The sequence below is a fragment of the Gemmiger formicilis genome (assembly GCF_024462815.1).
GTDB lineage: Bacteria > Bacillota > Clostridia > Oscillospirales > Ruminococcaceae > Gemmiger.
This window is the reverse complement of record NZ_JANGCG010000003.1, coordinates 98,046-112,477: the sequence shown is the minus strand read 5'-3', so window position 1 is coordinate 112,477 and position 14,432 is coordinate 98,046. Positions and strand designations below refer to the sequence as shown.

Annotated in this window: 11 protein-coding genes; 6 read left to right on the top strand and 5 right to left on the bottom strand. The window is 60.9% G+C overall.

The annotated features are described in order from the left end of the window. Window positions 1-22: 22 nt before the first annotated feature. From NE623_RS04530 to NE623_RS04510, 5 genes are all read right to left on the bottom strand, one after another. Window positions 23-493 (bottom strand): peptidylprolyl isomerase, encoded by a 471-nt coding sequence (locus tag NE623_RS04530; protein WP_256272170.1) that lies wholly within the window; start codon window positions 491-493, stop codon window positions 23-25. Then, window positions 490-1,419: a zinc dependent phospholipase C family protein gene (locus NE623_RS04525; protein ID WP_256272171.1), complete on the bottom strand. Its 930-nt coding sequence runs from the start codon at window positions 1,417-1,419 to the stop codon at window positions 490-492. The genes NE623_RS04530 and NE623_RS04525 overlap by 4 nt, the downstream gene beginning before the upstream one ends. Window positions 1,420-1,498: 79 nt before the next feature. Further along, window positions 1,499-2,866 carry an MFS transporter gene (locus NE623_RS04520; RefSeq protein ID WP_256272172.1) on the bottom strand — a complete coding sequence of 456 codons (1,368 nt, stop codon included), beginning with the start codon at window positions 2,864-2,866 and terminating at the stop codon, window positions 1,499-1,501. A gap of 283 nt (window positions 2,867-3,149) precedes the next feature. Continuing rightward, window positions 3,150-3,974: a TrmH family RNA methyltransferase gene (locus tag NE623_RS04515; RefSeq protein WP_256272173.1), complete on the bottom strand. Its 825-nt coding sequence runs from the start codon at window positions 3,972-3,974 to the stop codon at window positions 3,150-3,152. A 197-nt stretch (window positions 3,975-4,171) separates the two neighbouring features. After that, complete coding sequence (locus tag NE623_RS04510; RefSeq protein WP_078784470.1) at window positions 4,172-5,461, bottom strand: O-acetylhomoserine aminocarboxypropyltransferase/cysteine synthase family protein; 1,290 nt, start codon at window positions 5,459-5,461, stop codon at window positions 4,172-4,174. A 668-nt stretch (window positions 5,462-6,129) separates the two neighbouring features. On the opposite strand from NE623_RS04510, the gene NE623_RS04505 reads away from it, so the two are divergent. From NE623_RS04505 to NE623_RS04480, 6 genes are all read left to right on the top strand, one after another. Further along, window positions 6,130-7,113, top strand: a complete 984-nt coding sequence (locus NE623_RS04505; RefSeq protein WP_256272174.1) for an NAD-dependent 4,6-dehydratase LegB — start codon at window positions 6,130-6,132, stop codon at window positions 7,111-7,113. 72 nt (window positions 7,114-7,185) lie between these two features. After that, window positions 7,186-8,799, top strand: coding sequence for a DUF2142 domain-containing protein (locus NE623_RS04500; protein ID WP_256272175.1), 1,614 nt, complete (start codon window positions 7,186-7,188; stop codon window positions 8,797-8,799). Between the two features lie 160 nt (window positions 8,800-8,959). Continuing rightward, on the top strand, window positions 8,960-10,954 hold the full coding sequence (locus NE623_RS04495) for a hypothetical protein (RefSeq protein ID WP_256272176.1): 1,995 nt from the start codon (window positions 8,960-8,962) through the stop codon (window positions 10,952-10,954). Further along, on the top strand, window positions 10,955-11,596 hold the full coding sequence (locus tag NE623_RS04490) for a hypothetical protein (protein ID WP_256272177.1): 642 nt from the start codon (window positions 10,955-10,957) through the stop codon (window positions 11,594-11,596). It abuts the gene before it with no gap. 23 nt (window positions 11,597-11,619) lie between these two features. Continuing rightward, window positions 11,620-13,716 carry a hypothetical protein gene (locus tag NE623_RS04485; RefSeq protein WP_256272178.1) on the top strand — a complete coding sequence of 699 codons (2,097 nt, stop codon included), beginning with the start codon at window positions 11,620-11,622 and terminating at the stop codon, window positions 13,714-13,716. Continuing rightward, window positions 13,713-14,345 carry a hypothetical protein gene (locus NE623_RS04480; protein WP_256272179.1) on the top strand — a complete coding sequence of 211 codons (633 nt, stop codon included), beginning with the start codon at window positions 13,713-13,715 and terminating at the stop codon, window positions 14,343-14,345. The genes NE623_RS04485 and NE623_RS04480 overlap by 4 nt, the downstream gene beginning before the upstream one ends. Window positions 14,346-14,432 lie beyond the last annotated feature (87 nt).

Sequence of the window (14,432 nt, the reverse complement as noted above, 5' to 3'; positions counted from 1 at the left end):
TGCGCTTTTGCTGTATCTGCTATCAGATGATTTCAACCTTTTCCATCACCACGGGGGTGCGGGGCTTGTCATTCCAGTCGGTGGCAACGGCTGCGATCTCGTCCACAACCTCAATGCCGTTCACAACATGGCCGAAGGCTGCATAGCTGCCATCCAGATGCGGGGCATCCTGGTGCATAATGAAGAACTGGCTGCCGGCGGAGTTGGGGTCCATAGCGCGGGCCATGCTGATAACGCCGCGGGTGTGCTTGATGGGGTTGGCCACACCGTTCTGCAGGAACTCACCCTTGATGTGCCAGCCGGGGCCGCCCATACCGGTGCCCTGCGGGTCGCCGCCCTGAATCATAAAGCCGGGGATGATGCGGTGGAAGGTCAGGCCGTTGTAGAAGCCGTCCTTGACCAGCTTCTCAAAGTTTTCGCAGGTGATGGGCGCTGCGTTGTGGTCCAGTTCAATGTCGATGGTCTTGCCGTTCTGCATAGTAATGCGAATCATACAGTGGTCTCCTTTTCGGTTGTTTTGGTTGTGTCAGGGTCGCTTTGCGCGGTGGCAATGCCCTGCGTGTAGCTCATACTGCCGATTTTTTCGGCAAACTCGGCGGGGGGCAGCTTCTGCATCCAGTACAGCAGCGCCGCGCCCATAAACTGCTCACTGCGGAACACCGCCTTGGGCAGCAGCGCAAACAGGCCGCCGTCATGCTGTTCCCCGGTGAAGGGGTCTGTCCACGCATCCGGCAGGCGCTTGTCCAGCTGCCGGGGCGAGACGTGGCCCGTGATGAACCCGCGCCCGCCGAACAGCGGCTCTACCAGCCAGAAGAACGCCCGGCGCACGCCGTGCCTGCTGGGGAAAATGCCGCGCAGCTTGTAGGTGTGCCAGAACGCATCGGCCAGATATTCCACCGGGATGTCCTCGCCGTAGGTTTCCAGCAGGCAGATGTGCAGCAGCGCCGTGATGTCGGCCAATTCCTCGCCGGTGGGCAAGGGGCTGACGTCCTCCACCGGCACCAGCGCCGCGCCGGTGTCCTCGGCATGGAGGGTCGAGTCAAGCGCAATTTCCAGATAGCCGTGTCCGCCCTTGCCTGCGTAAGGCTGCCCCGGCTCACACATGGCGCAGACAAACGGATGCACAACGGTATCCGCGGCGTAATGGCTCAGAAAGCCCAGCGCATACTCCACCTGCGGGCGGGTCTTGACATTGGCGCAAAGGCTGCGCAGGAACGCGCCTGTCTTTTCCTCGTGCATACGGTTGCCGAGGCCGGGTAGGTCATACCGGCGCTTGGCGCGCTTTTTCCAGACCTCAAAGCAGAAAAAGCTGTCCGGCCCGTTGGCCCCGGCTGCAAACGCCGCCGGGCACTGGAGCTTATAATGAATGGCCTCCGCCGCCTTTTTTGCGGTGCGCACATGGGTATAGCCTTCCGGCATCTGGGAATCCCCTTTCGTATCAGCGTCGAAGGTATTGTACCGCGGGGAAGGGAAAATGTCAAATTTGCGCATCTGCGCTTCAAATCTTCCTCTCGTCCTTCGTCATCACTTTCGGCAGTACGCCAAAATACAGCATTGCACCGACAATAATAATCAGGATGATGGACAAAATGCCGTAGGGGCCGGCAGCCTTGTTGATGGCGTCCAGCTGCTCTGCGGTGGCGGTGGCGGCGGTCAGGCCCTGCTCCGCCAGCAGCTTGTTGGCCATAAAGGCGCTGACAAAGCCGACCAGCGCCGGGCCCATAATGGACGAGAACTTGCCGAAAATATCAAAGAAGCCGAAGAACTCGCCGCTGCGGGCTTTGTCCGGGATGAGCTTGCCGAACATCGAACGGCTGAGCGCCTGAATACCGCCCTGGCTGGTTGCGCAGAGCACGGCCAGCATCCAGAACTGCCACAGGCTGTTCATAAAGAAGGCGAAAATGCAGATGAACATATAGACGCAGATGCCCACGCCCACCATTGTGCGGGCGCCGAACTTCTCCGCCAGCTTCATATACAGCAGGCAGAACGGCAGGCCCAGCACCTGAACCAGCAGCAGCGCCAGCAGCATACCGGCCGAGTCCAGCCCCAGGTTGGCGCCGTAGCTGGTGGACATACTGATGATAGTATGCACGCCGTCAATGTAGAAAAAGTACGAAAGAATGTAGATAAGCATCGGCTTATCGGTGCCGATTTCCTTCAGCGTGGTGAACACGTTCTTGATGCTGGCACCGACATCGCCCTTTTCATAGGGCTTGCCGGTGGTCTGCTCGCAGTTTTTCAGCAGCGGCAGGCTGAACACCAGCCACCACACCGCGGTAATGGCAAAGATGATGGCCAGACTGGTCAGCATCGGTACGCCGACCGCGTTCATAATCAGGAAGATGAGCAGCGGAATCGTCGAGCCGCCGATATAGCCAAGGCCGTAGCCCAGTGTGGAGACCGAGTCCATCCGTTCCTCGGTTGTGACGTCGGTCAGGAAGGCGTCATAGTAGATGCAGGACGCGTCAAAGCCGATGGTGCTCAAAATGTAGAGCACCAGCACCATGGCCGCGACCTTGCCCGCGGCGGCGGGCGAGGAGGTAAAGTCCATCAGCGGGGTGAAGGCCAGCCCGGCCACCGAGACCACGCCCAGCAGCAGAAACGCCGTGAACAGCTTTTTGCGCATACTGCGGATATCGCCAAACACGCCCAAGAACGGCGCGCTGAGTGCGACAATCGCCATGGCAAGGCTGGTGGCAAAGCCCCATGTGGACATACTGGAGACGCTGTCTGCCGTATAGCCCGCCACCGTGTCAAAGAAGATGGGCAGGATAGTCACCACAATGACCGAGTGGGCGCTGTTGGCCCAGTCATACATCATCCAGCTGATTTCCTGCTTTGTGAATTTTTTCAGGAAGCCCATAGGAGAAAACCTCCGTTTTGTTATTGCACGCATTGTGCGCGCTTGTACAAATATTGTAACATTCTCGCCGGACAAAAACAACACACCCCGCTGACCTTTCGGTCAACAGGGTGTAAAACTTTTGTCATTTTTTTGTGGCAATTTGACGATGGAAGGCGGGCGGCTATGCCCGCCCCTACCATGCAATGATTTTGGGCTATCCGTAGGGCGGGGTGACCCCACCCCGCCGTGTTTCCCGCAAAACGCCGTTTCCGGTTCAGACGCAGGGAGCAGGCTTTGCAGCTCACCGCTTGCGCAGCTCCCAGAAAGCCACCGCACCGGCGGCGGCCACGTTGAGGGAATCCACACCGTGCTGCATCGGAATCATCACGGTGTAGTCGCAGTGGGCAATCGTATTGTGGGCGAGGCCGTCCCCCTCGGTGCCCAGCACAATGGCCAGCCTTTCCTCGGCGCGCAGGGCCGGGTCATCTATACTGACGGCGCGGCTGTCCAGCGCCATGGCGGCGGTTTTGAAGCCCAGCGCGTGCAGGCGGGCCATACCGGCCTCCGGCCAGTCGGCGGGGCTGCTGCCCAGCGTGGCCCACGGCACCTGAAACACAGTGCCCATGCTGACGCGGACGGCGCGGCGGCACAGCGGGTCACAGCAGGAGGGCGAGAGCAGCACGGCATCCATACCCAGCGCCGCCGCCCCGCGGAAGATGGCCCCGATGTTGGTGGAGTCCACAATCCCCTCCAGCACGGCCACGCGGCTGGCGTTCCGGCACAGCTCCTCCACCGTGCGCAGCTTGGGGCGGCGCATGGCGCAGAGCACGCCGCGGGTCAGCGCGTAGCCGGTCAGCGCCTGCAAAACCTGCCGGTCTGCCGTGTAAACCACCGCATCCGGGCAGCGGGCCAGCACGCCCGCTGCGGGGCCGTCAATCTGGCGGCGCTCCATCAAAAAAGACAGCGGCTCGCACCCGGCGTCCAGCGCCGTGCCGATGACCTTGGGGCTTTCGGCAATGAAGATGCCCTTTTCCGGCTCAAGCTTATTGCGCAGCTGGGATTCGGTCAGTCTGGTATATACCACCAGCTCAGGGGCGTTTAAATCTGTGATTTCGATAATGTTCATAACCATGCTTCCGTTATTCGTAGGGGCGGGCTTTATCCCTCCCGGGCACTTTGCGGCAGTGGGTAAACTCACCGGAGGCATCAAGGCCCCCTACAAAGCATACAACAACTCCCGCCAAATTGCAAACAAAACCGCCGCCTGCGGGGCTTGCATCCCGCGGGCGGCGGCCGGGTCTTATTTTTGGCGGCGCAGCGGCATCACTCGACTGCGTTCAGCGCCTGATCGAGATCGGCGATGATGTCATCGACATGCTCGGTGCCGATGGACAGGCGGATCGTGTTGCGGCCGATGCCTACATCGGCAAGCTCCGCATCGGAGAGTTGGCCGTGGGTCGTGGTGGCCGGGTGGATCACAAGGCTCTTGACATCGGCGACATTGGCCAGCAGAGAGAAGATCTGCAGATGATCGATGAACTCGAAGGCCTCCTTCTGGCCGCCCTTGATGTTGAAGGTGAAGATCGACGCGCCGCCGTTGGGGAAGTACTTCTCATACAGGGCGTGGTCGGGGTGGTCGGGCAGGCTGGGGTGGTTGACCTTCTCCACCTTGGGGTGGTGGGTCAGGAACTCGACGACCTTTTTGGTGTTCTCATTGTGGCGGTCCAGACGCAGGGAGAGCGTCTCGGTACCCTGCAGCAGCACCCATGCGTTGAACGGGCTGATGCAGCCGCCCAGATCGCGCAGGATCACGGCGCGCACATAGGTCACAAAGGCGGCGGGGCCGGCAGCCTCGGCAAAGCAGACGCCGTGGTAGCTGGGGTTCGGCTCCGAGAAGGCGGGGAATTTGCCGCTGGCCTTCCAGTCGAACTTGCCGGAGTCAACGATGATGCCGCCCAGAGAGGTGCCGTGGCCGCCGATGAACTTGGTGGCAGAATGGACAACGATGTCGGCGCCATGCTCGATCGGGCGGATCAGGTAGGGCGTGCCGAAGGTGTTGTCGATGACAAGCGGAATGCTGTGCTTGTGGGCGATAGCGGCAATGGCGTCAATGTCGGGGATGTCGGCGTTGGGGTTGCCAAGCGTTTCAATATAGACAGCGCGGGTGTTGTCCTGAATGGCAGCCTCGACCTCGGCCAGATCATGGGCGTTGACAAAGGTCGTCTGCACACCGAACGCGGGCAACGTGTGGGCCAGCAGGTTGGAGGTGCCGCCGTAGATGGTTTTTTGCGCCACAATGTGCCCGCCGTTCTGGGCCAGTGCCTGAAGGGTGTAGTCGATGGCAGCGGCGCCGGAGGCAACGGCCAGCGCGGCAACGCCGCCCTCCAGAGCCGCGATGCGTTTTTCAAAAACATCCTCGGTGGAGTTGGTCAGGCGGCCGTAGATGTTGCCCTCGGCCCGCAGGGCAAAGCGGTCAGCGGCATTCTGGGAATTGGGGAACACATAGGAGGTGGTCTGGTAGATGGGCACGGCGCGGGAATCGGTGACGGGGTCAGCCTGCTCCTGGCCGACGTGCAGCTGAAGGGTCTCAAAATGCAGTTTACGCTCGCTCATGATAAAGTCCTCATTTCTGTTTTTATTCTGTTTGATTTTTGATAAAAGAAAAGCCGGGGGTCGTTTGGTTACAACTCCCGGGCAGAATATACAGTGCGGCGCTTGTTTACAGGCAGTGCAAAGCATTGCCACGCGCCCGGACTGCTACCGCCCGGGAGTTAGGCATTCGGCCACAGCGGAAGTTCTGACGCAGCAGACTGCCAAAAACGTGAGCCATATGCTTTGCACCTCCTTGTTTTTCAGTAATAACCTATGTGCTTTATAGGTTGACTGTATGATAACACGGAATTGACTATATGTCAATAGGGTAATCAGGAAATTTTATTTTGCAGACTGCCATACCGGCAGATGGCATTTACCAAGGAGCGCGGGCGGATATAGAATCCGCCCCTACGGTTTGCGGGATGGTACAAAAGTTGGACGCCATAAATTCCCCTATTATATATGTATTTTTGTCGTCCAACTTTTTGCACAAAAATCTATAGTTAAATTTGGTAAATAAGTTGAACGACAAAAATTATAATTGTAATAGAGAATATTTGTCGTTTTACAACATCCAGATTTTAAACGCTTGCACGAAACAGTTGAAATCTTTCCTCAAATCGGTTATACTGTTTTGTAATAAAGTTGAAATATGGGGCAATGCCCCCTTTATAAAGGAGCAAACAATGGCACATACCGTTATGGTCACCGGTGCAGACGGCTTTATTGGCAGCCATCTGACCGAAGAACTTGTCAAGCGCGGCGAAAAGGTCCGCGCATTCTGCCTGTACAATTCCTTTGGCTCTCTTGGCTGGATCGATACCCTGCCGCCGGAGATTCGCAACGAAATTGACGTCTTTATGGGCGATGTGCGCGACCCCAACGGCGTGCGCACCGCCATGCGCGGGCAGGAGCGCGTGTTCCATCTGGCCGCCCTCATTGCGATTCCCTTCTCCTACCACAGCCCGGACAGCTATGTGGACACCAACATCAAGGGCACGCTGAACGTGCTGAACGCGGCGCGTGAGCTGGGCACCCAACGCGTGCTGGTCACCTCCACCAGCGAGGTCTACGGCACGGCGCAGTATGTGCCGATTGACGAGAAGCACCCCTTCCAGGGCCAGAGCCCCTATTCTGCCACCAAGATTGGCGCCGACCGACTGGCCGAGAGCTTCTACCGCAGCTTTGATTTGCCGGTTACCATTGTGCGGCCCTTCAACACCTACGGCCCGCGCCAGAGCGGCCGCGCCATCATCCCCACCATCATCACCCAGCTGCTGGCGGGCCAGACCGAGATCAAGCTCGGCAGCCTGACCCCCACCCGCGATTTCAACTACGTCAAGGACACGGCCAACGGCTTTATGACGATTGCCGACTGTGACGCCGCCATCGGGCAGGAGCTGAACATCGCCACCGGCGTGGAGCATTCTATCGGCGATCTGGCCAACGAGCTGATTGCCCAGATCAACCCCAACGCCAAAATCGTCTGCGAGGCTGAGCGCCTGCGTCCCGAAAAGAGCGAGGTCAACCGTCTGCTGGGCGATTCCACCAAGCTGCGCAATCTGACCGGCTGGGCACCGCAGTACACCTTTGAGCAGGGTCTGGCCGCCACCATTGAGTTCCTGCGCGGCAACCTCGACCAGTACAAGGTCGGGCAGTACATCCTGTAATCTATGAAAAATTCGTCAAACAAACGCAAATTTTCACCCACCGTGCGGCATCCTGCAGCCCGGTGGGCTTTCGTGTTGGTGCTGTGTGCGGTGCTGGGCGTGGTGGCCAGCTATTGCTGGCGCGTCTTTTATGGGCTGGACGCCCGGAGCGTTCCGGCGCTGGGTGTAACCGCCTTCTGTGCCGGGCTGGCAGTGCTGGCAGGCGCGGCGGCGCTTACCCTGCGCCGGGTACAGGATTTTGCCAAAAAAGGCGCGGCCTGTATCCTTTTGTGCGGCGCGCTGTTCGCCTTTGCCAACCCGCCGATGCAGACCCCCGATGAGACAGACCATTATCTGCGCACCTATGCAATTTCCATGGGCCGCTTTGACTTTGACGCTAAGCGAAGCTACCCCGAGGATGTCAATGAGCTGGTCGCGGCCTTTCCCGGCGCGTGGGTCAACGCCCACACCTCGGCCGGTGTCGGCACTGACCCGGACACCAAGGCCGAACAGGCCTACAACACGGCGGGCTATGCCCTGAAGCAATACGGCAAGGATGGCCGGGTGGAAAGCATCTGGGATAGCTTTACCCAGTACATCAACTGGGAAAAGCGCGATTCTGAGGCAGATTCCGTCACCGAGCCCATCAGCTTTCTGATTCTTCCGTTTTTGCCCGGGGCACTGGGCATGGCGCTGGCGCGGCTGCTGGGGTTTGGCGCGCTGGGCTGCCTGTACGGCGGGCGGCTGGTCAATCTGCTGGCCTACACGGCGCTTTGCTATGCGGCACTGCGCAGTGCGCACAAATGCAAGCCTGCGTTTTTGTGCATTATGCTGATGCCGATGTCCCTGTATATGGGGGCATCGTTGAGCTATGATGCCACACTGCTGGGCTGCTACTACCTGATGCTGGCACTGTTGACCCGCACCGAGTGGGATGACCGCACGGCGCTGGGCTACGCGCTGGCCTGTGTGTTTGCCAACGGCACAAAGCCCTACATCAATCTGCTGTGGGTGGTGCTGCCGCTGGTTGTGCGCAAATCCGAATGGAAGGTGCGGCTGAACCGCGCTGTCTGCACCGTACTGACGCTGGCGGGCTCGCTTGCGCTGACCCTTGGCGTGGAGCAGTACGGCACGCTGCTGCGCCACAACTACGGCACCATTGCCCGGCAGGGCGGCACCGCCGTGAACGGCGGCGAACAGCTGCTGTTTGTTTTGAAGAACCCGCTGCGTTATATTGCGGTTTTGCTGGGAACACTGTATGAGAATAACGGCTTTATCGGCCAGCTGGGACTGTTCGGCTGGAAGGATATGCCCGTTGCGTTTATCAGCCTGACCGCGCCGCTTGTGCTGTTGGGGGCTGCGCTGCTCTGCACGCCCGCTGCCGATGCGCTGGGACGCCGCCGCACCGGCTGGCTGGGGGTGTTCGGGCTGGTCTACGCCGTGGGTGCCATGACGGCGATGTACATCACCTACACGCCGGTGGGCATGGTGCGGATCGTCGGCCTGCAGACGCGGTATTTCCTGCCGGTCTGGCTGCTGCTGGTGCTGGCTTTTGCCGCCGTGGCCCGCCGCGCCCTTGCCCCCCGCCTGACGGCTGCAAAGGCCGGGGCCCTTGCCGTGCCCCTGTGCGGCTGGTACGCCTTTGCCGGGGCGGTGCTGCTGTTCCAGCACTATTTTGTAGGGCCGGTGTATACCATTTATAAGTAACTGTAAAGATAAAAGATAATAGATAAAAGATAATAAAATTGGTGGGTCGCACCGCTCACGCGGTACTCAAAATTTTGTTTACGCCCTGCGGGCGTAAACTCCACATCTTTTATTATCTATTATCTTTTATCTATTATCTATTCCACGAAAGGGGGCTCCCATGCTGCATCTTCTCTATGCCCTTGCGCTTTTGCTTCTGCTTTGCGGTGCTTGCGCGATATTGAGCAAAAAATCCGGTCTTTCCCCCGCCGCGCTGCCGCTGCCGCTGCTCAGCGGCGCGGTGGCAGTGCTGTACCTCTGCGGCATTCCGGGCCTTCTGCGTGTGGGCGCGGTGCTGGTGCTGCTGGCACTGGCGGCGGTGTGGGTGGCAGCCCTTGTAAAAATGCGCCCCGCCGGGGTGCTTACCGCCTGCAAAAACGCCCTGTCCGTGCCGGGTTTCGTGTTATTTTTGGGCGGTGCTGCGTTTATCTGGGTGCTGTTCTTCGTGCAGCAGCCGATGTTCACCCAGTGGGACGAATTTACCGCGTGGGGCCTTGCCCCCAAAATGGTGGTGGAGCGCGGCGCGTTCTACGTGGCTGACCCGGTCAACCTGAAGGCCAGCTTCACCTACCCCGCTACCAGCCTTTTCACGTTTTTGTTCCAGCCGTTCGGCCAGTGGGCCGAGTGGGCCTGTCTGGCTGCGGTGGATACGCTGGCGCTGGCCTGTCTGGCTGCGGCGGCCGCCCTGCCAAGGGACCGCTGGGCCAGTGGCGTGCTCGTGTTTGCCGCGGGCTTTCTGCTGCCGTTTTTCTTCTCGGCCACCCCCACCGGCAGCTATGCCACCCAGTACGTCAACGCCATGGCCGACCTGCCGATGGCGATGCTTTTCGGCGGGGTGCTCTGCCTGTATTTTGCGGTGGGACGCCGAAAATACGCCTACTGGCTCACAGCGTTGCCGCTGGCCGTGCTGACGCTGACCAAGGATATCTGCTTTGCCTACGGCCTGATTGCCGCCTTCGTCATCGGGCTGGATCTGCTCTTTGCGGCGGACAAGCCGCTGAAAAAGGCGTTCCCGCAGGCGCTGCTTAAAGCCGGGGCGCTGGCCGTGGTTGTGCTGGCCGCGTTCTTGAGCTGGGGCCGCTACACGGCAGCCGTCACCCCCACGGCGGACACCGCCGCCAGCGTCGGCAGTGAGGGACTGAGCTACGGCGCGGTGCTGGTGGGCGGCGTCAAACAGCTGCTGGGCATTGGCCGCACCGAAAAATTTGCGCAGATCATGGCCGCGATGGGCAGCGCCTTCTTCACCCGGCGCATCTGCCTGCTGGGCAGCGGCGTGCTGGCTGTGGCAGCCATCACGCTGGTGGCCGCGGCGGCATGGCTGGCCGCGGGCAAGGGCGCACCCCGCCGCCGGGTGGTGGCCGCCTATTGCGGGCTTGCGTTCTGCTTTGCGGCGCTGTATCTTTTCCATCTGATTCTCTACTACTACAACTTCTCGGACCTTGAGGGGCTGATGCTGAAGGACTATGACCGCTATCTGGCCCCCTACTATCAGGCGTGGATGCTGGCGATGCTCTGCCTGCTGGCCAACGGTGCGCGGGAACGGCTGGCGCAGCTGGCGGTCAGCGGCGCGGCGGCGGTCATTCTGGCCGTGTACTGCTGGCGCGGCGTGCCTGTGGCGGGCTTCTGGTCAAATGCGGACAGCCTGTACACCCTGCGCACCGATGTGCAGAGCCACGCGGAAACGATGAACACCGTGCTGGACTGGCCGGACCGGGTGCTGGTCATCAGCCAGGGCGACGATGCCACACGCTGGTACTACTACCGCTACGAGCTGACCGCGCAGGTGGTGAACGGCTTCGGCGGCATTTATATCCATCAGGGCGAGACGCAGGACCGCTGGGACGGCGATTTTATGAACCTTGTCGAGAGCGAGAGTTCGACACTCTATGCCTATCAGACCGTCTGCGTGCCGGACACACTGGTGGCCTATATGGCCGAGAAGGACTGCGATTATATCCTGATTGACCGTGCCGACAACTATTTACAGGACAATTTCAGTCCCCTGTTTGAGGGCGGGCTGACCAACGATATGCCGCCCACGCTCTATCATTTTGAGGGCGCGGACGCCGCCGTGCCGTTCACACTGGCGGCTGTGGCAGAAAGAGGGGTGGAGTAAATGGAGCGCAAGCCCATACTGCGCACCCGCCAGCTGCTGGTGCTGGCCTATCTTCTGGCCGCCGTGTTCTGGGTGGTGCGGTGTCTGGTGGGCTGCGGCGTGATGCTGAACTACAAGCTGCAGGGCAAGATGCCACAAGGGCAGGTAGCCCCCACCGAGCTTGTGACCGAGAGTTTTCCGCCGTATTCCTTCAACGTGTGGTGGACGCCGCCGGACGATAACCCGGCGTGGTACCTTTCCACCGACAATGACCCCCGCATCTACTGGCAGGGGCAGGGGTATATCGAGACGGTTGTGCTGGACGCAGCGCACCGCCTGCCCCCGGGCGGCGTGGCGCTGTATTACCTCAAGCCCGGCCAGACCGATTACACCGAGGCGCAGAAGGTGTTTGCCTCGGTCACGGCCCCGGGCGTTTACACCTTTGACTTGGGCGGGCAATGGGTCACCGGCCTGCGCATCGACCCGGACAGCGTAGGCGGCGTGCCGACGCTCTTCACCGGCATTGAGCTGAACCCCGCCCGGCCATGGTACACCCGCTTTGTGCCCACCGCAGGCTGGTGGCTGGTGCTGCTGTTTGTGCCCGCTGTGGGGGCAGCTTTCTGTTCTTTCTTTACAAAGAAAGAATCAAAGAAATTCCAATAATATTTCAGTAACGGAGATTTTCTATGGAACTACTCTGCGTATTATCGGCCGTGCTGGCGCTGTTCTGCGGCTGCACGGTGCTTACGCTGAAATGCCGTGTACCGGCATCGGTGGCGCCGCTGACGATGCTGTCCATCCTTGTGGCCGTGCTGACGCTGGCCGCTATGGCGGGCGTGCTCTACCCCGCGGCGTGGGTGCTGTATGCGCTCTGCCTTGCGGGCGGTGTGTGGGTGTTGGTCACCCGCCGCCAGCACACCGGCGCGGCGGCTGTTCTTTTCACACCGGGCAGCGTGCTGTTCTGGGGTGCGGCGCTGGCGCTGGCGGTGTACTTCTTTGTGCGCCAGCCGATGGCGGCGGATTTTGACGAGCTGAGCCTCTGGGCCACGGCGGTCAAAATCACCAAGGTCAACAATGACCTCTACGCCACGGCGGAGCTGGGCACGCCGTGGGCGGCCACCCAGAACCCAGGCCTGCCGCTGCTGGCTTATTTCTTCCAGTTTTTTGGGGATTATGCAGATTGGAAAATTTATGTCGCTTATGACATTTTGTATTTTTCCGCCTTTGCCGCCGTGCTCGGCGCGCTGCCCCGCAGCCGCTGGCAAGCCGCTGTGCCGATGGCCGCGGTGCTGTGGTGCGTGCCCTTCTTCTTTACCAACTACAACCACACGATTTACCTGACCACCACCTATATGACCAGCTACGGCGATGTACCCGCCGGGCTTGTCTTTGGCGGCGCAGTGGCCGCGTGGCTGGCCCTGCGGCAGGAATCCGCCCCCAAGTGGGCCGTGCTGCCGATACTGGCGCTTTCCGCCAACCTGAAGGCCAACACCTTTGTGCTGGCGCTGGTGGCGGCGGGGCTCGTGGCCGTGGATGAATGGCTGTTTGCCGATAGCGGCAGCTTCAAGGACGGCCTTGTCCGCCGCACCGGCTTCAGCGTGGCCTGCTTTGCCGCGCCGATGGTCATCTACTACTTATGGAACGTGCGCTATGTCGGCTGGCTGGTCACCCGCAACGCCGGGGATTCCGGCGTGGGCGAGACGAGCGCCCCGCTGTCCGCCGTGGTAATCAACGGCATCAAGATCCTGCTGGGCCAGCCGGTCGAGGGCTTCTACGCCGAGCGTGAGCTCCAGTTCCGCCAGGCTATGGCCGATATGAGCCATCAGTTCTGGACGAGCGATGGCAAGCTGAGCATGGTTGGCCAGGGCCGCAACGTGGTGGCGCTGATTGCCGTTATCTTTATCGTGGCCGTTCTGGCGGCGGTGACAAAGCGCCTCAAGGCACGCATTGCCGTGATTGGGGTGCTGTCCGGCGTCTGTTTTCTGGGCTACAACCTGATGCTGGCGCTCAGCTATGGCTTTATCTTCGAGGGCTTTCAGGCCGAGCAGCTGGCCGACTACAACCGCTATATCTACAGCTATTACATCGGCTGGTTCGTGATTGCGCTGGCCTGCCTTTCGGTGGCGCTGTTGCCGCAGATCGAGGTTCACGCCACAGCGGACGGCCCGACCGCTGTCTATACCTCCACCCGCCGCCAGCCCTACCCCGCCTTTGCGCTGTTTGTGCTGGTGCTGGCCGTGGGGATGCTGTTCCGCCAGAACCAGCTGATTCTGCCCCAGCTGAGTGTGCTGGGCTTTGCGGACAGCGAGTTCACCGACCGCAAGGCCGCACGCGCCGAGGCTGAGCTGGTGTGCAGCTGCCTTGCGCCCGATGACCGGGTGTTCTACGTGGGGCAGGGCGACAACGGCGAGGGCTGGTTCAGCGCCGTGTTTGACTTCTACCCGATTCTGGTGGACTATTCCGGCTCCGTCACCACCGACCCCGACACCGGCGAGACCAGGATGATTGGCGGCGGCGGTGAGCTGGGCCTGCCCGAGCTGCAGCCCGCCGAGGGCGTGAAGAGCACCTACTACCACGGCTTTACCGCCGAGGAGCTGGACGGCATTGTGCGCGGCAACGGCTGCACCGTGCTGTATATCCAGACGCTCGATGATATTTTTGTGCAGAGCTACGCAGATTTGTTTACGGATAAACTGGCAGCCGCCGAGAACGGCGAGACACTGCTCTACCGTGTGACCGATGCGGGCTTTGCCCCGATGCAGATGGAGGTGAGCGCCCGGTGAAGGCTTTACAGAAATGGTTTTCCCACCGCGGGGCGCTGCCGCTGACCGCGTATCTGCTGGCGCTGGTCTGCTGGCTGGTGCTGGGCGCGGCGCACCTTGCCAGTGACACCGCCGCCCGGGCGCAGGGCCGCCTGACCGAGGAGACCATGGCCGTGACCGACTGGCAGCTGGCCGGGCTGGCGCTGGCCGACGGCACCCTGACCACGCTGGACGGCGACCCCCAGATCATACTGGAAAACGTGGATGGCCGCGTGGTGCGCACGATTTCCTACACCGCGCAATTTGACGATGAGCCGCGGGAAGTCTGCCTGTACTACACCACCAAAATTGGCGAGGACTACAGCGCCGACCGCCGGGTGTTCCCCAAGAGCGCGGGCAACGGGCGGTACATCTACACCCTGCCCCGCACCTCACTGGCCGCGCTGCGGCTGGACCCCTGCAGCCCCGAGGAGAACCGGACCGTGACCTTTACGATGAGCGACATCACCCTGAATGCCGCCGACACCCTGCCCGCACCGTGGCAGTATTTTGTGCCGGGCTGGTATCAGGCGTTCTGTCTGGTGCTCTACCCCGCGCTGGCCGCCGCTGCGGTGAGTATTGTGGGGGCTGTGGTCAGGAAAAGAAAATGAGGTTTTTGGGGGCGGTTGCCCCGCCCCTGCGGTGCGGTGTGAGATGGACGGCATTTATTGGCAATCTGTAGGGGCGGGCATTGCCCG

What these genes read in the sequence shown, in the direction of transcription:
- NE623_RS04520 (WP_256272172.1), bottom strand. Translation starts at nt 2,866, where the DNA reads ATGGGCTTCCTGAAAAAATTCACAAAGCAGGAAATCAGCTGGATGATG.
- NE623_RS04495 (WP_256272176.1), top strand. Translation starts at nt 8,960, where the DNA reads ATGCTGCATCTTCTCTATGCCCTTGCGCTTTTGCTTCTGCTTTGCGGT.
- NE623_RS04525 (WP_256272171.1), bottom strand. Translation starts at nt 1,419, where the DNA reads ATGCCGGAAGGCTATACCCATGTGCGCACCGCAAAAAAGGCGGCGGAG.
- NE623_RS04505 (WP_256272174.1), top strand. Translation starts at nt 6,130, where the DNA reads ATGGCACATACCGTTATGGTCACCGGTGCAGACGGCTTTATTGGCAGC.
- NE623_RS04530 (WP_256272170.1), bottom strand. Translation starts at nt 493, where the DNA reads ATGATTCGCATTACTATGCAGAACGGCAAGACCATCGACATTGAACTG.
- NE623_RS04490 (WP_256272177.1), top strand. Translation starts at nt 10,955, where the DNA reads ATGGAGCGCAAGCCCATACTGCGCACCCGCCAGCTGCTGGTGCTGGCC.
- NE623_RS04515 (WP_256272173.1), bottom strand. Translation starts at nt 3,974, where the DNA reads ATGAACATTATCGAAATCACAGATTTAAACGCCCCTGAGCTGGTGGTA.
- NE623_RS04510 (WP_078784470.1), bottom strand. Translation starts at nt 5,461, where the DNA reads ATGAGCGAGCGTAAACTGCATTTTGAGACCCTTCAGCTGCACGTCGGC.
- NE623_RS04485 (WP_256272178.1), top strand. Translation starts at nt 11,620, where the DNA reads ATGGAACTACTCTGCGTATTATCGGCCGTGCTGGCGCTGTTCTGCGGC.